Origin of the sequence: Leptospira congkakensis, assembly GCF_004770265.1 — a bacterium.
GTDB classification, from domain to species: domain Bacteria; phylum Spirochaetota; class Leptospiria; order Leptospirales; family Leptospiraceae; genus Leptospira_A; species Leptospira_A congkakensis.
Map to the genome: position 1 here is coordinate 495906 of NZ_RQGQ01000004.1, position 21669 is coordinate 517574.

General features: G+C 38.6%; 21 protein-coding genes. 1 reads left to right on the forward strand and 20 read right to left on the reverse strand.

Annotated features, from left to right (window positions below; translation table 11 throughout):
* Window positions 1-3: 3 nt before the first annotated feature.
* From rpsP to rfaE1, 18 genes are all read right to left on the reverse strand, one after another.
* Window positions 4-261 (reverse strand): 30S ribosomal protein S16, encoded by a 258-nt coding sequence (rpsP, locus tag EHQ70_RS03345; protein ID WP_002973959.1) that lies wholly within the window; start codon window positions 259-261, stop codon window positions 4-6.
* 47 nt (window positions 262-308) lie between these two features.
* Window positions 309-971, reverse strand: coding sequence for a ribulose-phosphate 3-epimerase (gene rpe, locus EHQ70_RS03350; RefSeq protein WP_135583517.1), 663 nt, complete (start codon window positions 969-971; stop codon window positions 309-311).
* A gap of 1 nt (window position 972) precedes the next feature.
* Complete coding sequence (locus EHQ70_RS03355; protein WP_135583518.1) at window positions 973-1992, reverse strand: PASTA domain-containing protein; 1020 nt, start codon at window positions 1990-1992, stop codon at window positions 973-975.
* A complete protein-coding gene (gene fmt, locus EHQ70_RS03360) occupies window positions 1989-2957 on the reverse strand; it encodes a methionyl-tRNA formyltransferase (RefSeq protein ID WP_135583519.1) in 969 nt (322 codons plus the stop codon). Before fmt ends, EHQ70_RS03355 begins: the two co-directional genes overlap by 4 nt.
* 12 nt (window positions 2958-2969) lie before the next feature.
* A complete protein-coding gene (gene priA / locus EHQ70_RS03365) occupies window positions 2970-4922 on the reverse strand; it encodes a replication restart helicase PriA (RefSeq protein ID WP_135583520.1) in 1953 nt (650 codons plus the stop codon).
* A gap of 1 nt (window position 4923) precedes the next feature.
* Window positions 4924-5742: a hypothetical protein gene (locus EHQ70_RS03370; protein ID WP_135583521.1), complete on the reverse strand. Its 819-nt coding sequence runs from the start codon at window positions 5740-5742 to the stop codon at window positions 4924-4926.
* 1 nt (window position 5743) lies between these two features.
* Complete coding sequence (locus tag EHQ70_RS03375) at window positions 5744-7096, reverse strand: sigma-54-dependent transcriptional regulator (RefSeq protein ID WP_135583522.1); 1353 nt, start codon at window positions 7094-7096, stop codon at window positions 5744-5746.
* A complete protein-coding gene (locus EHQ70_RS03380; protein WP_135583523.1) occupies window positions 7096-8919 on the reverse strand; it encodes an LIC_11548 family sensor histidine kinase in 1824 nt (607 codons plus the stop codon). Before EHQ70_RS03380 ends, EHQ70_RS03375 begins: the two co-directional genes overlap by 1 nt.
* Entirely contained in the window at window positions 8909-9184 is a 276-nt protein-coding gene (locus tag EHQ70_RS03385; RefSeq protein ID WP_135583524.1) for an HPr family phosphocarrier protein, read from the reverse strand. Before EHQ70_RS03385 ends, EHQ70_RS03380 begins: the two co-directional genes overlap by 11 nt.
* Window positions 9159-10127, reverse strand: a complete 969-nt coding sequence (hprK, locus tag EHQ70_RS03390) for an HPr(Ser) kinase/phosphatase (RefSeq protein WP_135583525.1) — start codon at window positions 10125-10127, stop codon at window positions 9159-9161. Before hprK ends, EHQ70_RS03385 begins: the two co-directional genes overlap by 26 nt.
* Before the next feature lie 4 nt (window positions 10128-10131).
* A complete protein-coding gene (gene rpoN, locus EHQ70_RS03395; RefSeq protein ID WP_135583526.1) occupies window positions 10132-11553 on the reverse strand; it encodes an RNA polymerase factor sigma-54 in 1422 nt (473 codons plus the stop codon).
* Window positions 11554-12261 carry an LPS export ABC transporter ATP-binding protein gene (gene lptB / locus EHQ70_RS03400; RefSeq protein ID WP_135584325.1) on the reverse strand — a complete coding sequence of 236 codons (708 nt, stop codon included), beginning with the start codon at window positions 12259-12261 and terminating at the stop codon, window positions 11554-11556.
* Between the two features lie 49 nt (window positions 12262-12310).
* Window positions 12311-13648 (reverse strand): LptA/OstA family protein, encoded by a 1338-nt coding sequence (locus EHQ70_RS03405; protein WP_135583527.1) that lies wholly within the window; start codon window positions 13646-13648, stop codon window positions 12311-12313.
* Entirely contained in the window at window positions 13645-14190 is a 546-nt protein-coding gene (gene lptC / locus EHQ70_RS03410; RefSeq protein WP_135583528.1) for an LPS export ABC transporter periplasmic protein LptC, read from the reverse strand. The genes EHQ70_RS03405 and lptC overlap by 4 nt, the downstream gene beginning before the upstream one ends.
* Before the next feature lie 10 nt (window positions 14191-14200).
* Window positions 14201-15046, reverse strand: coding sequence for a 3-deoxy-8-phosphooctulonate synthase (gene kdsA / locus EHQ70_RS03415; RefSeq protein WP_135583529.1), 846 nt, complete (start codon window positions 15044-15046; stop codon window positions 14201-14203).
* A gap of 1 nt (window position 15047) precedes the next feature.
* Window positions 15048-16670 (reverse strand): CTP synthase, encoded by a 1623-nt coding sequence (locus EHQ70_RS03420; protein ID WP_135583530.1) that lies wholly within the window; start codon window positions 16668-16670, stop codon window positions 15048-15050.
* Between the two features lie 63 nt (window positions 16671-16733).
* Window positions 16734-17222: a D-glycero-beta-D-manno-heptose 1-phosphate adenylyltransferase gene (gene rfaE2, locus EHQ70_RS03425; RefSeq protein WP_135583531.1), complete on the reverse strand. Its 489-nt coding sequence runs from the start codon at window positions 17220-17222 to the stop codon at window positions 16734-16736.
* Entirely contained in the window at window positions 17219-18238 is a 1020-nt protein-coding gene (gene rfaE1 / locus EHQ70_RS03430) for a D-glycero-beta-D-manno-heptose-7-phosphate kinase (protein WP_425270008.1), read from the reverse strand. The genes rfaE2 and rfaE1 overlap by 4 nt, the downstream gene beginning before the upstream one ends.
* Window positions 18239-18349: 111 nt before the next feature.
* On the opposite strand from rfaE1, the gene EHQ70_RS03435 reads away from it, so the two are divergent.
* Window positions 18350-18901, forward strand: a complete 552-nt coding sequence (locus EHQ70_RS03435) for an LON peptidase substrate-binding domain-containing protein (protein ID WP_244288207.1) — start codon at window positions 18350-18352, stop codon at window positions 18899-18901.
* Here EHQ70_RS03435 and EHQ70_RS03440 read toward each other — a convergent pair.
* Together EHQ70_RS03440 and EHQ70_RS03445 are read right to left on the reverse strand one after the other, a co-directional pair.
* Window positions 18885-19556, reverse strand: a complete 672-nt coding sequence (locus tag EHQ70_RS03440) for an LIC11631 family protein (protein WP_135583534.1) — start codon at window positions 19554-19556, stop codon at window positions 18885-18887. The two genes, EHQ70_RS03435 and EHQ70_RS03440, sit on opposite strands and share 17 nt — an antisense overlap.
* A gap of 78 nt (window positions 19557-19634) precedes the next feature.
* On the reverse strand, window positions 19635-21569 hold the full coding sequence (locus EHQ70_RS03445) for an AMP-dependent synthetase/ligase (RefSeq protein ID WP_135583535.1): 1935 nt from the start codon (window positions 21567-21569) through the stop codon (window positions 19635-19637).
* Window positions 21570-21669: the final 100 nt, after the last annotated feature.

Here is a 21669-nt window from a genome sequence, read left to right on the forward strand (position 1 = left end):
CAATTAACCTTTGAACTTTGACCAAACGTCGTCTTTTTTCAAAAGAGCAAGAACTGTATCAGTAGGTTGAGCACCTTTTTTAAGCCAAGAAAGAGTTTTTTCTTCATTGAAAGTTGCTTTTTTAACAGAGGAAGTGGATGGGTGAAAATGCCCAATCGCTTCAATGAACTTTCCGTCACGCGGAGCACGGATATCAGCTGCTACGATGCGATAGTGCGGGTCTGCTTTTGTTCCCGTTCTTTGTAATCTTAATTTAACCAAGGAAAAATACCCCTTTTATAGCGAGTTTTTTGAATAGGGACGATATGTCAAGAGCGAGTTCTAGCACTTGCAGCGAGATCCTTTAATTTTTTGCCCTGTGCGTTTGGATCCCCTGTTTTATAGAGTCCAGAACCCACAACCGTGATGTCCACACCGAGTTTTGCCAATTCTTCCATATTGGCTTCGTTCACGCCACCATCCACTTCCAATTCAATATTGTAAGGCTTAGTGAGTTTCCGAACGGCAGCAATTTTTTCGAATCCTGATTTCACAAAGGACTGCCCGTAAAATCCAGGATCCACAGTCATGAGTAACACAAGATCCAAATAAGGAAGGATTTGGGAGATGGATTCTGGAGGTGTTTGTGGGTTGAGAGAAACCCCCACTTTGATTCCTGCTTTTCGGATCTCTTCTGCAAGTCTCACAGAGAAGTTCGTAGTTTCAATATGAAAGGTAATACAATAGGGATTTAGGTCAAAGTATTTAGGAACATGGAGCTCAGGATTACTCACCATAAGGTGCACATCTAAAGGAATATTCGTATGGGATTTGACTTCTTTGGTAAAAGCCTCTCCAAAGGAAATTTGTGGGACAAAGTTTCCGTCCATCACATCGATATGAATGAGATCGATATTTTCTTTTTTGTAAGTGGGAAGCTCCTGAGAGAGTCCCGTAAGTTTTGCTGCGAGGATTGATGCAGAAATTTTCATATTAATAAGTTCCCTTTAATTTCCAAACCTTTGCCACACCGGTTTCTTTACCGATTAAAGTGATTTTTACATTGCCTGCTCTATGGATGAGAAAACGAACCGGCTCATCTTCTTTTAGTTTTTGGTTGGTTAAAATTTCTTTTTCGATCTCTGTATCTTCCCCAGGTTTTGTATAACTTACTTTGGCTGAGTAGAGATCGTCATCATCTACTTCATACTCAAGAAATTCATAATCTTGAACGAGAGACTCGGATGGTTTTAAAAAGAAAGCACCCACTTCTGCACCTGTTGGTTTTAATTCAAAAGAAGAAACAAGACCATGTGAATCACGAAACTCTGGTTTGGTGGCTTCTTTCAAACGGTAAGGGATCTTTTTTCTTTGTAAAAAATCGACAACAAACGGAACCGGAGTTCCCACAAACTTTGTGGAATCCAATGGATCATTTGCTGACTGGTTGGATTTTTTTTCTGTATTGGGTTCTGTTACGAGTAAGTAGATTTTTTCGCCGGAATGTGTTTCTTTCCCAGGACCAGGAATTTGGTCAACGATGGTGTCGGCAGGTTCATCACCCACTGCTGGCACATAAGTGATCCCACCAATTTGTAAAGGAACGTAGACTTCACCAGAAAGTACTTTTTCTAAAATAGCCTTGGCTCTTTTTAAATCTTGGCCTTTCACGTCAGGGATAGTGACTCGATCAAATCCAATATTCACAGTGAGATAGAGTTTGGATCCTGCTTCCACTTCCTTACCTGGATCAATGGATTGTGCGAGAATGATTCCATCAGTTTTTTCTGGAATTCTTTGGGTTTCTAAACGGACTTTGAGTTGGAGTCTTTGTAATTCGTTATGGACCTCAATGTAGTTTTTACCAATCACATAAGGCATCATCACCTTTTGTTCTTCTTTGGTTCGCACCACTACTACCATAAAAGCTGCCACAAAAAAAACAAGGAGCCCTAAACCAACAAATAGAACATAACCACTGTAAGGTAGGATTTTTAGAAACTTTTCTTTCACGTAAATGATTCTCCGGCTAAAACCCGCGCCCCATTGAAAAACTCAAATCCTTTCATGGGTTTTTTCCCTTCGGGTTGTAAGGTATCTATACCAAGCAGGTTTCCGTCTCCACAGAGGCAGAAAAGCCTTTTTTTCTGGTATAGAAAAAAGGAACCAGGACTTAGATCCAAAGGGATAGGAACCGGTTCCTCATCCTCTTTTAAAAGAAAGGATGAAATCAGGATCAATTTTTTCCCCCGAAATTCAGTCACGGCCAATGGATCTGGATAGAGGGCTCGGATCCGGTTGTTGATGTTTTTGGCAGGTTCCGACCATTGGATGGGGCGGTCACTCGCGGTGATTTTTTTGCAGTGGGTCGCTTCGGTTGCATTCTGCGGTTTTGCCACCCAAGGAGATTCTTTGGATTCTAATTCTCGCAAAAGCCGAATGAGTTCGGCTCCCCCTTCCTTGGTAATCGACTGCAAAAGAGATGCGGTGGTTTCTGAATCTGTCACCTTCCAAGATTTTTGAGAAATGATATCTCCTGAGTCGACTTCCTTCGCTAAAAATTGAATCGTAAATCCTGAACTCTCCTCTCCACTCAAAAGAAAACTTTGGACAGGGGAAGCGCCGCGGTATTTTGGGAGCAAACTTCCATGCAGGTTGATGCTTCCGAATTTCGGATCTTGGAACACAATTTCAGGAACAATCGATCCGTAAGCATACACAATATGAACAGGAGAACCGTATGATAAAATTTGTTTTTGGGCTTCCTCATCGGTTCGGAGTTTCGGCGATTGGATGACTGGAATGCCTTTCGCGATCGCAAGTTCCTTGACGGGAGTTGGTGTGATGATTTGTTTTCTTCCCACAGGTTTGTCGATGTTGGTCACAACAAAGTCTACTGTAAATCCAGCATCAAGTAAGATAGAGAGTAATTCCTTGGAATGTTCTGGGGATCCAAAGTATCCAATTGAAAGTTTCATAAATTTTTCCTATTAAACAAGTTCCAGAGGATCCAAATCATATTCAATATAACATTTGGAATCTGTTTTAAATTTGGTTTTGGTTTCACGTAAAAGATTGCGAAGTGAGGTAATGGATTTCGATTTTAACAAGATATGGTATCTAAAGTTATTATCAATCTTATAAAAAGGACATTGGCTTGGTCCAAGCAGGGTGATGGATGCATCCATATTTTCTTTTAAAAGTTCAGAATAAAGAACAGATTGTTTGTTTGCAATTTCTTCATATTTAGACCGAAAGACAAGTCTCGCCAAACGAGAAAAAGGTGGATAGGATAAATCTCTTCTAAAAACAAGTTCCCATTCAAAAAAAGCAGGATAGTTTTGTTCCATTGCCATCTTGAGAACAGGGTGTTCGGGATCATTGGATTGGATGATTACTTCGCCTTTTTTCTCTCCCCGTCCTGCCCTTCCCGCCACCTGCGAAATGAGAGAATAAGTTCTTTCGCTACTGCGAAAATCAGGAACACCCAGACCATGGTTGGCATTTAAAATTCCGACAAGAGTGACGTTTGCATAATCAAGTCCTTTAGCAATCATTTGCGTTCCGGTAAGGATGTCTAAATTTCCTTCGCCTAACTTTTCTAGGACATCGCGGGTGACTTCTTTGTTTTTGGAACTGTCTTGGTCTAAACGTTCGATCCTTGCTTTCGGAAAATGAGAAAGTAAATACTCTTCTAATTTTTGTGTTCCAGCTCCAAACAAATCCAAATCATCTCCGTGAATCTGTTTTAAATTATGTAAGGTAGACTTGTACCCACAAAGATGGCAGCGAACGGTTTTATCTGAATGGTAACAAAGAGTTGCTGTACATTTCGGACAATGGACAAATTCTTTTGTGGTTGTGGAATAAATAAAAGGGTTATAACCCCGACGATTGAGAAGAATGATGGTTTGTTCTTCTTTTTTCAATCGATCCGCCACTTTAAATTGTAAGTCCCCCGAAAGAAGTTCGTTATCTTCTTTTTTCTCTGTAATTTCCACAGTAGGCAACTTGGCATGAGGATTGGCACGATCCTTTAGTTCAGAATATCCAATCTGACCTGCTTTTGCTAAATAATAAATTTCTAAACTCGGTGTTGCGGAACCTAACAACAATTTACCGTTAGTTTTCAAGATTCTTTGTAAAGCCACTTGCCTGACATGATACCGCGGAGAGCCATGTTCTTTGTAAGAACCATCATGTTCTTCATCTAAAATGATAAGTGCAATGTTGGACAAAGGAGCAAATACAGCGGAACGAGTTCCGATACAAATTCGTTTTTTTCCTTCTTTTAAATCCAAATAGTTTTGGAACTTTTCTGAAGTTCTTAAATGTGAATGTAAAACCGCCACTTGGCCAGGAAAGATCCTTTCAATCCTTGTGATGGTGGGATAAGTTAGAGAAATTTCAGGAACAAGAAAAATTACGGATCCTTTGGGTTTTCGGAGTATCTCTGCCATCAGATGCAGATACACTTCCGTTTTCCCGCTTCCTGTAATTCCGTATAACAAATGAGTGTTGGATTTCCCATTTGCATTAATTTCATCCAAGGCTTTTTTCTGCGAAGCGTTTAACGGATGTAACAGATCTGATTGGATTTGGACGGGAGTCGGTTTTTCCTTTTTTCGTTTTTTCCCTTTGGGAACCATTAAAAACAAGGCTTCCCCGAGTGAGGATAAATAACTGTCTGCCATCCAATGAGCTAGTTCCAATTGTTCTTCAGTAAGAACAGGATCTAAATCAATTTGTTTTAAAATGGAAAGAGTTTCATAATTTGGCTCATTCGAATGAATCTCGATCACCACCCCTTCCCATTCTTTTCCATTTAAAGGAACAAGGACGCGGACTCCCCTTGGCAGAGTTTTTATTTCTTGTGGAATTTCATAAGTGAGAGTTCGACTTTCCCAAGATAGATTGAGGGCCACTTCCGCATATTGGATCATACTAAAGATAAGGTTTTAAAAGAGATAAATGGGAAATAAAACTTTCTTCCAATTCTTGTTTTTCTTTTCCGTATTGAAATAGATTTGTTTCAGAATCAGCTTTTTTTGCCTTTTCACCAAGGAAAACAAGAGCTTCAGGAGACCTTGTTGTGACAATGGGAATGGAGAGTCCGGATAAATCCCACTTGGTTTCTTTACCCAGAAACTCTTTTGCTTTATCGGCACCAAACAAAAGCTTGGCGGATGAACCCAAAATCACAATGGACTTGATCCCATATTCTTCTACAGTATCTTTTACATGGAATTTACAATTTTCCACTCTGGTTTGCCAATCTGTTTCCTTGGAATCAGTATTGGAAAAATTACAAGCTGGATATTCTTGGTAATAAAACTCTTCAAAAGAAAACCCAAATACTTTTTGGATTAGATCGTTCCAGCTACTTTCGGTTAGTTTGTCTTTAAAAATCTGATTGGGTTTTGTTTTTGTAAATGGTTTTTCTTTGGGACTGGTTGCCCCAGAATAATGGAGAACAAGAACAGGTTTCCTTCCTTTATGTAGGAACTGGCGTACACCACTCAGTTTTCCTTGGCAAAGGGTACAAGAAAAATTAACAAGATCCTTGTTTTTTCTTTGGTTTTCTTTTTGTTGTTTCTTCTGGATTTCAATAGATTCTGGAACTTTGGATTTCCATGGAAATACAATGTCATTCGGATCTTGTTCTTCCTGGAAGCGGTAAACAGAAACCGATTTGTTTTGGATTAAAAATTTTGTTTCTGTTAGAATGTCGGCAAAACGCCCTAATATTGATTTTTGATCCATACTAACCTTCGTTCAACTGTTCCACTGATATATTTAAGGAACGTAATTTTCTATACAAATGGGTTCTTTCAATGCCTAATGCCTTGGAGGTTCTTGTCACATTCCCCTCACAAATTTGTAGGGTTTTGATGATGTATTGGCGTTCGAACTCTTCTTTGGCATGTTTCAAATCCCCACGAGCCACCATTTCATTGGCTTTTTTAAATCCATGTAGAGCTTCCTTTACATCCTTGGCGCGGATGGTATCTCCTGGAACCAGAATACTCAACCGTTCTAAAATATTTCCGAGTTCTCGTACATTTCCTGGCCAAAAATGAGTGGTGAGAGCATCAAGACCATCTCGATCAATGGTTTTCGGAGAAAGTTTATTTTCCGAAATAGACTTTTTCAAATAATATTCGGCAAGTAAAGGAATGTCCAAATTCCTTTCGCGTAACGGCGGTAATTCTAATGGAATCACACTCAAAGCATAGTATAAATCTTCGCGAAACCGTCCTTCCTTGATGGCTTCTTCCACATTGGAATTGGTCGCGGCAATGATACGAACATCCACAGATATTGGATCCTTTCCGCCAACACGATCTAGTTTTTGTTCGAGAATTACCTTTAAAACCTTTGATTGGATGGAAAGTGGCAGATCACAAACCTCATCCAAAAACAAAGTTCCGTTCCCAGCTGCTTCCCATTTTCCCATTTTGATTTCGGATTTGGTTTGGGTTCCATGAACTTCATACCCAAATAACTCTTGTTCTAAGGTCTCTTCCGGAATGGCAGCACAATTGAATTCGATGTATGGTTCTGATTTTCTTTTAGAATTTTGGTGGATCGCCCTTGCCGTTAATTCTTTTCCCGTTCCATTTTCACCAAAGATAAAAACTCGGGCATTGGTTTGTGCTGCTTGGAATATAGCAAACTTCACTCGTTTGATGGAAGCTGATTCTCCTAAAATTTCATCCACTTCCAGCTGGAACTCGGGAATCTCATGATCTTTGGTTTTTTCTAATGCTGATTCAATGGTTTGGATTACTTTTTCAATCGAAAGAGGTTTTTCTAAAAAGTCAACTGCCCCTTTTTTAGTAGCATTGACTGCAAGCTCAATCGTTCCGTGTCCAGAAATCATAACAATTGGCAAACTAGAATAGAGTTTTTTACATTCATCTAAAATGGTAAGTCCATCTTCTTTACCAACCCAAACATCTAGTAAAACAAGTGAAGGTCTTTCCTTTGCAAGTGCTTTTAATAAAGCTTTCCCATTTGCAAAATCTTCCACCGTATAATCTTCATCTTCCAAAATCACCCGTAATGATTTTCGAATTTCCTTTTCATCATCTAGAATATATATGAGTTTTTGCATTAGTGATTATCCAAAGGAAGTTCAATTCTAAATTTACAACCACCTAACTTAGAATTTTCTACAACAATATGACCATGATGATCGATTATGGTTTTTTGAACAATGGCAAGCCCGATACCCGATCCATGATTTTCCTTGGTTGAAAAATAAGGTTCAAATATTTTTTCTTTCCATTCCTCTTTTAGTCCGGGACCTGAATCATCGATTTCGATCACAATCGACTTTCGAAGAGCCTTTTTTTGCAACTTGGACATGATTCTAATTTTTTTTCGTTTGAGACTTAAAATGTCCATTTCTTCTTTGGAATTTTCTGCAGATTGGATTGCCTCAACTGCATTTTTGATAAGGTTATTGATCACTCCGAGAAACAATCTTTTGTCCAGAAATACTTCCGGTAAATTTTCTGCTAACTTTAGTTCGAATTCAATATCCGTTGTATCTCGAAACAAAGCAAAAGCTTCTTCCAAAATGGGATTTAATTTTTGGTTGATCAGCACAGGTACTGGCATCCGTGCAAATTCACTAAACTCTTTTACAAGATGTTCTAACACTCGCACTTGCCCAATGATGGTTTCAGTGGCATCAAAAATAACGGATTCTAAATTTTCAGATTTTGGATTTTGGAATTTTCTTTGGATCCTTTGTGCAGACAATTGGATGGGAGTAAGTGGGTTTTTAATTTCATGGGCCATACGCTGCGCAACTTCTTTCCAAGCTGCAATCCGTTGGGTATGCATTAACTCTTCAGACTTCGCATCCAAGTCACTCACCATTTGATTGAAACTATCAATCAGGATTCCCATTTCGCCTTCTTCTGTTTTTTCCAACCGAATGTCTGAATCACCTAACGAAACTTTTTTGGTGGCATTGGCTAAGTTGATGATAGGGCGGGAAATTCTTCTCGCAAATAAAAAAGAAAACAAAATGGCAATGAGAAACATCGCAAATGAAAAAGAAGCAATCGTAATCCGAACACTAAAGGGGATTTTTTCTTTCCAAAGGCTTACCTTTTCATAGGTAGAGGTCGCGTTCACGATATTTAAAACATCGGCTTCCATCCCTTTATGAATCCTTTGACCAACATAAACCTCCCGACTTTCATCCAAAAAAAACTTACAAAACAAATAAGATTTGTCGTTCGTATACAAACGAGAGGTATAAATTCCAGGCCGATTTGATTCTAAAAATTCCAAACCCAAAATGTATCGATAAATACCTTTTGATTCAAAATTCAGAGTTCCTGATGTTACAAATCCCAAATAATATTCATTTTTTTCAAACAGTCCATTTTCGATACCTTTTTGAAAAACTGTGAAACCGTCGGATTTTTGTCCTTTCAAACGAGAACGTAAAATATTTACTTTTTCGATAAATTCAGATTCAATTTCCTTTTCTTCATTTTGAATGATAAGATTTGCAGACCTGAGTGCATTGGAAATATCAACACGGTAAAAACCTTCAATCAACCTTCCTGTTAGGTTGGAGGAAAGAATGAATATTGGCAAAGAAGGAACAAGAGCCACAAACAAAAAAGCAAGCGTTAGGCGATACCGAATGGAACTACGTATTTTTCCCGTTTCCCTGTTACGTCGATTCCGATAAACGTAACTGAGAATCAAAGATAAAATAAAAAATGGGATTAGAATGAATACATAAGTATCCACCTTAGAAAAAAAGGAAATGTCTTCCTCTTGTCTAAAAAAAACTAACTCAGAAAAACCGACAGAAATCCCTAAGGTAAGGAAAAAAATAAAAATATCACGTAGATAATATCTGTTTTCGTCAGAGAGACGTGGGATGAGTTTGAATAACCTAATTGGCATTGGTTTCAAAATTACGACTAACCAAAGCTTCTAAAGCAAGAAGAGCCTCCTCTTCTCTTTTCCCATCAGCCTTTACAGAAAACTCCGTTCCAGGTCCAAGTGCTAACATCATTAACCCCATAATGGATTTACCGTTTACTTCAATATCATCTTTGAGGACAAAAATTTCACATGGGAAACTAGCTGCCATCTTTACAAATAAAGAGGCAGGTCTCGCATGAAGCCCCGAACTATCTTCTCTAATCTTTAACTGGATTTGTTTCAATGGAATTCTGTTGGATATAGGTATTTAGTTTATTCGAAAATTCTTTAGCGCTGTTTTTCCCCATTTTACGCAGACGTTGGTTCATCGCAGCCGTTTCTACAATGATTGGAATGTTTCTTCCTGGTTTGACGGGTATTTCAATATACGGAACAGAAACACCTAAAATTTCTTCCATACTTTGTTCGATTCCCGTTCGTTCATAATCACCAGAAGTTTGTTCTTCCCATTCTTTTAAGTTAATGATTAGTTCAATGAGTTTATGATCTCTTACCGATCCAACACCAAACAGATCTTTGATGTTTAAAATTCCAAGGCCACGAATCTCCATATGGTGACGAAGTAAATCGGAACAAGATCCTATGAGATAACTTTCACTCAGACGGCGAATCTCCACCATATCATCGGCCACAAGTCTATGACCACGTTCAATCAGTTCAAGGGCAGTTTCACTTTTACCCACACCCGAACGACCGGTAAGCAAAGTTCCAATTCCAAAAACCTCAATGAGTACTCCATGGCGCATTGTTCTTGGCGCAAGGGCACGATCTAAAATTTGAGAGATTAAAGTGATGAATCTATGCGTAGCAATTTCTGTTTTAAAAAGAGGAATCCCTTTGGTTTTGGCTCTTTCGACAAAGGGAATTTGTGGTTCATTCCCATGTGTATAAATAATACAATTCAAATGGAATTCAAAAAACTTCTCCGTAATTTCATGGAGTTTGTCTTCTGATAAAGAATTGAGATAAGCCCATTCCCCTTTACCTAAAATCTGAATGCGATCATTGGCAAAAAAATCAAAAAATCCTGTGAGCGATAATCCGGGACGATTGATTTCAGCATTGTTGATTCGATTTGATAACCCGGCTTCTCCCGTGATCAAATTCAATTGTAGATCCTCATGATCTCTTAAAATTGTATCAACTGTGATCCCTGGAACTGGCATTGAATTACCCCTTTAGAGAACTGATCCTCTTCCTTTCATTCGAAGGAAGGATTCTTAAGACCTTTCTATATTTTGCCACCGTACGTCGGGCAATTTCAATTCCTTTTTTCTCCATAAGTTCAACGATATCCTGATCTGAGAGAGGATTGTTTTCATCTTCATCCTTCACTAGATTCCGAATGATTTCATGAATTTTTTTAGAACTTTCTTTTCCACCTTCGGTAGACTTAACCCCGGACGAAAAAAACCATTTGAGTTCAAATATTCCCCAGGTAGTTTGAATATATTTATTTGTTGTTATGCGAGAAATTGTAGATTCATGTAAATTTAACTTTTCTGCCACTTCCTTTAGAGTTAAAGGTTTGATAAAACCAATTCCGCCTCTAAAAAAGTCGACTTGAAAATCAATGATACAACTCACAACCCGTTGTAAAGTTTGTCTTCTTTGTTGGATGGAACGAATGAGCCACTGCGCTGAGCTAAATTTTGTTTGGAAATATTCCTTTTCTTTGGGTGGTAATTTGTGATTTAAAAGTTCTTTATATTCTTCCTGGATCGAAAGTTTAGGCAACCACTCATCGTTTATAAAGATATTAAACTCGTTTCCTACTGCTTTTACAACTACGTCCGCAACTACATAATCAATTTTTCTTCCTTGGTAGGTAGTCGCAGGATAAGGTTCTAATTTTTTAATCAACCTTGCTAAACTTAAAATTTCCTCTTCTGTAATTTTAAGATTTTTTGCTATTTTTTTATAATCAACTTTTTCTAGGTCTGATAAAAATTCACCAATCAACTGGTGCAAAAGGATATTATCGGGGAAAAGAATTTTTCCTTGGATGAGAAGGGTTTCCTGCATATCCCTGGCACCAATCCCAATAGGATCAAGTTCATTTACAACCTGCAACACCCGCCGTAACTTTGTTTCAGGATACCCCATTTCTTTCGAAACAACTGCTAAATCGTCGGTGATAAATCCTTTATCATCAATCATACTGATAAGGACTTCACCAATTTCAAACTCCAATTTTGTCAGTTTGATGAGTCTTAGTTGGTTTAACAAATGTTCTTCGAGAGTTTCGCCGCGTGTAGAGGATTCAATGTACTTTTGGTTTCTGTCACTAGCTTCCGTATCATAAGAACGCGGGCCTTCTAAGGAATAAGAATCTTGCCAATTGACATCCGTACTCTTTTCATGATTTAATTTTTCTAATCGTTTTACTTCATCGATAGAAAAAAGTTCCGGCATTTTTGTTTTTTCATCTGCACCCACTTCATCTAAAAGTGGATTTTCCAAAAGTTCGTTTTGAATTTTATCAGAAAGCTCTAAGGTAGATAAAGATAATAATTCGATGGACTGACGTAAGTCCTGGGTCATCACTAATTTTTGCGTTTGGCGTTGTGAAAGTGAAGCCCCGAGTTTCATTTATAGTTTAAAATCCTCACCTAAATAAATTCTTCTAGTTTCAGGATCGTTTATCAAATCATCAGCAGTTCCAGAAATCAAAATTCGTCCACTGTACATGATATAGGCTCTATCTGTAATTTTTAAAGTTTCTCTTACGTTATGGTCTGTAATCAAAATCCCTAGTCCTCTATCCTTTAGAGATTGGATAACGTTTTGAATGTCTTTGACGGCAATCGGATCCACACCAGCAAATGGTTCATCAAGTAAGATAAAATCTGGATTGGTGACAAGGGCTCTTGCAATTTCACAACGTCTTCTTTCACCACCGGACAAAGTGTATCCTTTTTGGTTAGCCACCCGCATGATCTGTAGTTCCATAAGGAGTTCGTCCCTGCGACGAATGATTTCATCACCTGGCAAATTCATAGTTTCCAAAATGGCTTCTAAATTTTCAGCAACTGTCAGTTTGCGGAAAATACTCGCTTCCTGAGCCAAATACCCCACACCCATTCTTGCTCGGATATGCATGGGTGCAGTCGTAAGGTCTTCGTTGTCGATAAATACATGCCCTTCATCAGGAGTCACAAAACCAACACTCATATAAAAACTGGTGGTTTTTCCGGCACCGTTTGGACCAAGAAGACCAACAATTTCGCCTTTTCTGATATAAAAACTAACACCATCTACAACCTTACGTTTGTTATAGATTTTTACTAAATTTTCCATCCGGAATGTTTTTACATTCGGATCCATTTCTTTTTGAATCGTTTGGATTTTACTTTTTTTCGCCATTCGGTATTACCTTAAGCCCATCCGTGAGGAAGGCTTTGTCCGATTTTGGAAAGAGAACTATCTTTCCTGCAGAGACTTTGGTGTTATCTTTTACAAGAGTCGGATTCCCTTCCAACACCAACTCGTCCCGTTTTTCATAATAAGTTGCATATTCCCCGGTTGCAGTTGCCGTTTGTGTTTCTACCTGAACATTACCTCGAGCAACAACTTCAAAACGTTCATCAAACCTTTCTAAAAAAACTGCCGTTAACTGGCCTCGTTCACTAAGTTCTTTTTTGTCCAAAAAAACGATCCGAGGAGATTCTGTTAAATAGGAGTAACCTTTGTCTTTGTCATAGGAAAGTAATCCCCCTTCCATTCGATATCCATTTTCACGATCCAAATAACTGACATTTCCAGTGGCTTTGATATCTTTATTATTACGACGGCTTTCCAATAAGTTGGCTTTAAATTCAGAACTAGTTCGATACATAAAGGCGTCACCATTCATGGATGTAATGGTTTCTTTTCCTTTGTTCTGGTGCGTTAGAGTTTTACCTGTAAACAAAGTGACAACACGTTCTTTGGTTGTGGTATCTTTTTCTTTGTCTTTTTTATTTTCGTAAGATACTTGGTAAATGGTAGCATCCCCATCCAATTGAATACTCCCTTCTTTTACAAAACAAGAGAGTGTTTTACCGATCAGGAATCGATTTTCCGAAAACAGAAATGGTTCCCCCGCTAGATCAATCCGATCTTCTTTTTCAGAAAACACGGCATCCTCACCAAACACCTGAAATTCGTCGGAGGTTACTACTACTTTTCCAGCCAAGTTCGTTTTCGCTTCTTCCAAATACCGAACAATGGATTGGCATTGGATTTTGACAACCTTGCCATCTTTTTTTTGATTTAGGACTGGATTATTTTCTAAACTAACCGTCCCAGCCATTTTATCGTAAACGCCTTTTGATGCGGTTAAAGTAACACCATTTTGAAAGTCTTCAACAATCACTTGTCCTTTCAAATTTCCAATGAGTGCATCTTCTCCAATGATTTCGATCTCTCTTGCACTCAGTTTGATACTTTTATGCATGATATAAGCACCGCCACCTAACACAAACACTTTTACAGGGAATCCATTGATGGTTCGTTCTTCTTGGGTAAGACTACTCCCACCCCAAATCACAGGAATTTTATCCTTTTTATCTTTCTTTTTTTCTGGAGAGAATTGATTGTTTTCTTTTTTTAAAAGATCTTCCGATCCGTACAAGACGGGTATTGGTGATGGATTGGCATGAAGGATTGAAACAAAAAAACAAAACAATACTATATGTTTTTTCATTGTTTTTCCTTCAAGGGATTACTTCCACCCACAGTCACAGCTTTAGGTTTGATAATCGTAAATTTATTTAAACTTTTATCTGCCCGAAGCCCTTTCCCACGAATCGTGGTTCCATCTGAATAAACGAGAACATCCTCTTCTGAAGATAATGTTTTTTCATCTAAGTTATAGGTTAGTGACTCTGATTCTATGAATTTTCCATCATTTGTTTTTAATCTCACCTTACCGCTTAGGACAACAGTTTTTGTAGAATGGTTGATTTCCCCTCGGTCCCCTAACATTGCAGAAGTCACGTTTCCCTTTTCAAATTGTTTGAACTCAAATCCATAAACAATGGTTTTGTTCTCTTTAGGGAAAATATAGGATTCAGCACCTTTCAACACCCACTCCAATTCCCCCGATTCTTTATAAGAAGAACGAGAAAAGTTTCTCATAGAAACCATTGAGCCCGATTCTTTTTCTGCATCAATGCGAATGTATTCCTTATCCTTGCAACTAACAATTGCTAAGAGCAAGAATAGGATCAAAAACCTTCGCATCATAAAAGAAAGTTTAATCCTCTAAAAACTTGGTTTTTACCAAACGATCTAATTCCAAAAGTTGTGTTAAAAGATTTTTTGCCTTCGCTAATGGAAACTGTGTGGTCGCATCCGATAATGCCTTTTCTGGATCAGGATGTACTTCCATAAAAAGTCCTTCTACTCCAACAGAAACAGCACCACGCACCATATGAGGAATGAATTCACGAACCCCACCAGTGATATTTCCTGCAGCTCCTGGAAGTTGTGCAGAATGAGTGGCATCAAAAACAATGGGAATTCCATGTTTGTGCATCATGGGAATTCCACGAAGGTCAAACACCAAGTTTCCATATCCGAAACTGGCTCCTCTTTCGGTTACCATATACTTCTCAGATCCAGACTCTTGGATTTTTGTTTTGATATGACGAGTGTCATCTGGAGCCATAAACTGGCCTTTTTTTACATTCACCCATTTTCCAGTTTCCGCTGCCTTTGCGATTAGATCGGTTTGGCGGCTAAGAAAAGCTGGAATTTGAAAGATATCAACCGTGTCTTTTAAAGGCTCCACTTGGTTTGTTTCATGGATGTCAGTGAGTACAGGAACATTGTATTTGTTTTTGATAAAATCAAGAAGTTTCCTTCCTTCTTCTAGCCCCGGTCCCCTGTAAGAATTGATGGAAGATCTATTTGCTTTATCAAAGGAGGATTTAAAAATATAAACAATCCCCAAGTCATCACAAATGGCTTTCATCTCGCCGCAAACTCTATCGAGTAAATCTTTGTTTTCCATGACACAAGGTCCGGAAATTAAAAAGAAGGGATTACGACCCCCGATTTTTTTACCGAAAAATTCTCTTTCTTCAATTAAATCGTACATCTTAATCCTCCGTTTTTTTAGCTAGTTTGGATGCTGCTCGAATGAATCCGGCAAAAAGTGGATGCGGATCTGTTGGTTTGGATTGAAATTCCGGATGGAACTGCACTCCCACAAACCATGGATGGTTAGCCACTTCCACTATCTCCGCCAAACTTCCATCAGGTGAAAATCCAGCTAAATTCATTCCTTTTTTCTCAAATTCATCTTTGTAACGCAAAGTGAATTCAAATCTATGTCTATGTCTTTCCGAAATTCGTTCTGCCTTGTATTCAGAATAAGCAAGACTTCCCTTTTTTACGATACAAGGATAAGCCCCAAGTCGCATGGTCCCACCCATACGTTCGATTTCTTTTTGTTCTTCGATCATAGAAATCACAGGATGATCTACATTGGGTTTAAATTCAGTAGAGTTAGCATCCTTATAACCCAGAACATTTCTTGCAAATTCAATTACCGCACATTGCATCCCTAGACAAATTCCGAAAAATGGAATTTGTTTGGTTCTTGCATATTGAATGGCAGCAATTTTTCCTTCGATTCCGCGTTCGCCAAAACCACCAGGAACCAAAATTCCATGAACACCTTTTAAATGTTCTTTGATATTCTTTGCATCAATATCTTCTGGATTGATTTTGATCACATTCACTTCAACATCGTTAGCAATCCCACCATGAGCTAGAGATTCATAAACAGAACGATAGGCATCTTGCAAAGAAATGTATTTCCCAATTAACGCAACTTTTACGGTCTTTTTCGTATTACGAATTTTTTTTACCATATTTTCCCACTGGGAAAAATTGAGTTTTCGAAGGTCCATACCGAGAGCATTTAAAACCACTTCATCCAATTTATCTTCCCGATACATAAGAGGAATTTCGTAGATCGAAGTATCAATATCAACAGCAGAGATTACGTTTTGTTCTTTTACGTTACAAAAGAGAGAAATTTTATTTTTCATCTCCTTGGACATTGGTTTGTTAATTCTACAAATTAAAATATCAGGTTGGATACCAAGGGCCAACAACTCTTTTACAGAATGTTGTGTCGGTTTGGTTTTGGCTTCGCCGGCTGCCGTAATGGTTGGAACAAGAGTTAGATGCAAAAACAACACTTGGTTTGCACCGTGTTCGTAACGCATTTGTCTAATGGCTTCCAGAAAAGGAACTGACTCAATGTCACCCACAGTGCCACCAATTTCCACAATCACAAAGTCTGTTTCCTGATCGCGTGTTAGGTTGTAAATTCGATTACGAATTTCATTGGTGATATGTGGTACAACCTGTACAGTTCTTCCTAAATAATCACCTTTTCTTTCTCTTTCAATCACCGCGTGATAAATTTGCCCCGTGGATACGGAATTTTTTCTAGAAAATTTAGATTTTGTAAATCGTTCGTAATATCCTAAATCTAAATCTGTTTCAGCTCCGTCTTCGGTTACATACACTTCCCCATGTTGGTACGGACTCATTGTACCTGGGTCAATGTTGATATAGGGATCCATTTTTTGTAAAGAGACGGTATAACCCCTGGCTTCTAACAAACAACCGAGAGCTGCAACGGTAACGCCTTTTCCTAAAGAAGAGGAAACACCACCGGTAATAAAAATATATCTGGTCTTGGACAAAATGGACCTCAAAAAAGAATGTTTTTTACAGAGTGGTGGGATTTGGGTCCAAAATCAATACGTTTAGGAAGGAGATTTGGCTTTTTCTAAAATCTTGGTTGTCGATTTTCCTGAGACAAAGGGTAAAATTTGAATATCCGCTCCCATCTCTTTTAAAATTTGGTATTCCGGAAGGGTTTCCACTTGGTAGTCTCCACCTTTGGAATGGACGGATGGTTTTACCTTTTTTAGGATTTCGAGAGGGGTATCTTCAGCAAAAGAGGAAACAAAATCCACAGAGGAAAGAGCCGCAAGTACAGTCATTCTGTCTTCACAAGAATTGATGGGGCGAGTCTCCCCTTTTAGTCGCCTAACACTGGCATCTTCATTGACTCCAATCCATAGTAAATCCCCTAAATCACGAGCCTGTGCCAAATAACTCACGTGACCAGGGTGTAAAATATCAAAGCACCCATTGGTAAATACAATGCGTTTTCCTTCTAAAGCCTTTCTTTTGGATTCAATTTGATCGGAGGAAATGATTTTCGAATTTAAATTTTCGTAAAAACTCATGTTGTTCCTTCCAAATATCCCAATGTTTGTAAGGCTTCTTCAATTTCGGTTTGTGTGACAGTAGCAGCACCTAACTTACCAACAACGATTCCTGCACTCACATTGGAAATAAGAGCTGCATCCGCAATAGACATTCCCGTAGCAACAAAGGCAGTGTATGTAGTAATCACTGTATCTCCCGCGCCCGTCACATCAAAAACTTCCTTGGCAACTGTCGGAATGTGGTAAAAGGAATCTGTCTTTCTTTCATAAATGGACATTCCTTTTTCCCCACGAGTGATCATCATCGCATCGGGCGTGAGTTTTTCAGAGATCTCCCGACAAGCGATTTCGATTTCAGAATCAGTCATTAGTTTTCTCGACAAAGCTTTACCCGCTTCGTGGTGGTTCGGGGTCATGATATGTATATTTTGATATAAGAAAAAATGGCTGACTTGTGGGTCCACCGTCACGATTTTTTTCTCTCGGTTGCAGATGGCAATCACCGACTGAATGAGGGAAGGAGTCAGATACCCTTTATCGTAATCCGATAAAATGACAGCAGAACATTCTTTTATTTTTGATTCAAATTGTTTGAGAACAGAACTTTCTTCTTCTTTTGTCAGAGGAACTACTTCCTCTCTGTCCACCCGACAAATCTGTTGGTGGGAGGCAATGATCCTTGTTTTTAAGATAGTAGGTAGAGTTTTGGATTTTAATAATACTAAATCTTCTTTAGAAACCGAACTTGCGAGGAGTAAACCTTCTAAAGAATCACCAGCTTTATCGGTTCCAATCCTTCCAAAAACGGCACCTGCAACACCGAGGGATGATAAATTCTGTACTACATTGCCTGATCCACCTAAGGATTGTTTTTCGTTTCGAACCCATACCACAGGAACCGGTGCTTCGGGAGAAATCCTATCGACAGAGCCAATCAAATACTCATCCAAAATCAAATCTCCGATCACAAGCACTTTGATTTTGCCTAAATCCTCGAAAGATTTACGAAGTGAAGTTTTCTTTATTTTCAACAAAGCCAGATCCTTGAATTGGTTTACAACTAAACAGAGAATCTAAAACCTTTCTCTGTGTCAACCTTCCCCTTACCTCTCTTCCCCCTACCAGATGTATTTCTGTTTCCGGGAATGTTTTTGCCTCTCCATATCTTTGAACCTAGGTATCGGATGATGCTCGATTTTTGTATGGAAAATGGTGGGGAACTGGGAATGGCTCCTTATCCTAAAAATTGGATTGGAGCGGGGCTCCCTCCCATCCCAGAAGTTGTGGGGTATGGACATATCATCCAAAAGGAATCCTTACCTGATGGGAGATCCAATATCATTTTGGAGGGAATTGGAACCGCTGAGATTGTAAGTTTGGATTCTACAGAACCATTTTATATTGCACAAATTGTACGTAGGGAACATGAAAGAAATAAAAATGTACCTGAGGTTTTGCGAGAAAAAATTGAAGAGTTGCTTGTTCTCACCAAACGAATCTTACTTGCAGAAGGTGCCGAAGAAGATTTAATCCTAAAAATGAATCAAATTTTGGTTCATCCTTTTCCGGTCGATTTTATAGCCTCACTCATTTACTTCGATTTTAAAACCAAACAAACCATTTTGGAAACCACACATTTAGAAACCAAAGCGGATCTTCTCAAAACAGTTTTGCTTGGTCTTAATTTAAGTGAGTAGAAGGTTTTGTTTTTAACTCAGCGACTAAAAATAAAAACTCTGGCAAATCTGTTGGATTTTCCCGAAAAAATACTCTTGGATTGGATTCCTTAGAATTCAAATACAAATAACTCGAGTTTTCTTTCCTGATATAAGCTCTTTCTAAATAATGATTGGCCTGAGAATAATGTAAAAAATCTTTCATCAGATCACTAATCGCAATGTCACCTTCACTTTGTTTGTTTGTGGCTGAAAAGAAAACCGATGTTGTGTCTTTCTCTTCTCTTTCCCAATGGAATTCGCTAGTCCAGTGCCCTTTCCCACCAAACGCTAACGTAGGTTCTAAAGAATCAGAAACCAAATTCGGAATGAATTCTTGGGATTCCCAAGGAATTCCTTTCCCTAAAAAATTCACTTTGGCAAGATATGTTTTCCAATTTTTGGAAAGTCCCTTTACTTGGAGTTTTGGCAAAGACAAACTTTCTCGTAAAAAACCTCGTAAGGTCAAAAATCCTAAAAATCCCAGGTTCACCTGAGTTACGGATTGGAAGTCCCAAACTTCTTCCTGTTTCAAGTGCGATAAAAACAAGGAATCCATCGCATAAAAGTCCTGGTGTTGGTAGGGGTAAAAAACGCCTGTAGATGAGGAAACTAAAGATCCGTCCGATCGATTCACAATAAGAATATCGACGGGAGGTGAAAAAGAGAAGAGTAAAAACCGCCCGTGAACCAGGCGGCTTAAAATTAAATTTACTTAATCAGCAGCATACAAAGCTGTAATTTTGTCTTTGTATTTTTCAGTGATCAAGTGGCGTTTCATCTTAAACAAGTTTGTCAATTCATCACCCACTTCAAATTGTTTAGTAATGAGAATGAACGGAGTCACTTGCTCAAAAGACTTAAATCCAGTTTTGGTATTGTTGAGAGCTTTGATTTCCTTTTTGTAGAAATCAAGAACCTTCGGATTTTCAATGAGTTTCTGTTTGTCAGTCTCGGAAATTCCGTTTTCTTTTGCCCATTCCGTCAATTTATCAAAATCAGGAATCACAAGAGCACCTAAGTTCTTTTGGTCTTGTCCAATCACCATCACTTGTGCAATGAAAGGAGATTCAGTGAGTTTGTCCTCAATCGGAACCGGCTCAACGTTTTCCCCACCAAGTAGAACTACAGTATCCTTCGCACGGCCAGTGATGGTAAGGGTCTTTTTGAAATTGAACATTCCAATATCTCCAGTATCCATCCAACCATCTTTCAGAACTTTTGCTGTTGTTTCTGGATTTTTATAATAACCTTTCATCACTTGCGGTCCACGGATGTGGATGACCCCACGAGCTCCGTATTTTCCAGAAATGAGTTTTTGGTTGGCATCCACATGTGTGAGAACCTTTCCCAAATCATCTCGGATTTGCACCGATGTTTCAGGAGTGATCACTCCAACAGAACCTTGGACTAACTTTTTGAAAGTTCTTACAGAAATTACCGGAGAAGTTTCCGTCATTCCATATCCTTCCAAAACATTGATTCCAATATCATTGAAGAAAGCATCCACATGTCTTTGGAGAGCTCCACCACCGGAAACGGAAGCTTTTAGTTCTCCACCAGTAGCCTCTCTGATTTTGGAAAGCACCACTAAATCCAATAGGAAATAAGGAACAGCCAAAACGATAGCAACTGTTAAGTAGTAGAACCCTTTGAAAAGAGAAACAATGGGATTTCTTCCAACGTAATCCACTTGGTTCCCTTTTAAAAACCTTGTGGCTGCATTGAAATGTTTTGAGAAAAAATAAGCCATGTTGAACAAACCACGACGGATCGCAGGAGTTTGTTTTGGATCATTGATTCTAGTATAAATTCCGTTGTAGATACTTTCCCAAAGTCTTGGAGCAGATGCCATAAAAGTCGGTTTTGACTTTTTCATGTCATCGCGAAGGTCACGAACATTGGTATAGTATGTGGCACAACCAGCAGCAATCGCTAAGTATTCAAATACTCTTTCGAATACGTGCCAAACAGGAAGAATGGATAACATTCTTTCATCTTGTTTGATTTCGATCATACTTCCTAAAATGACAGATGTTTGGTGGATCATGTTGCTGTGTTTCAACATAACACCTTTTGGCATACCAGTAGTTCCAGAAGTATAAATGATAGTAAAAAGGTCATCCGGAGCGATTGCTTTCATCCGCTCTTCCGCTTTTTTAGAACCCTTCGCACGAAGTTCCTTACCTTTTTCGATAAGTTCGTAAAGTTTTAAAACACCTGTTGCAGTAGACTTGTTGTCCATTACGATCAGAGTTTTTGCAAATTCCAATTGTGAGCGGTTCTTTTGGAATTTCTCGAGCATTTTATCATTCTCAAGAAACACAACTTTCGCTTCACAGTGATTTAGAATATAAGCAATTTCTGAATCGGTAATGTCCGTTCCTCTCGGAACATCACAAGCACCACTCATTAGAATTCCATAATCGGAAACGATCCACTCCAATCGGTTATCTGCAAGCAAGGCAACATTTTCTTTTGCAGAGACACCCAAATCAATGAGAGCTTCTGCTAAGTTGATACCAAGATCATATACTTCTTTAAAAGTGACGGGTTTATAGGACTTAGATTCGTCTTTACTGACGAACGCGGGGCGGTTCCCAAATTTTTCAGCACTCTGCTGGAAGAGTTCGGGCAAATTGGCTGGCATTATTCTGACTCCTTTCTCAAAAGAAAACGTAAAAAGGTATCTTTAAGGGACTTTTTTAACGAACATGAGTCAAGACATTTTCAATCTTGTCATTGAAATC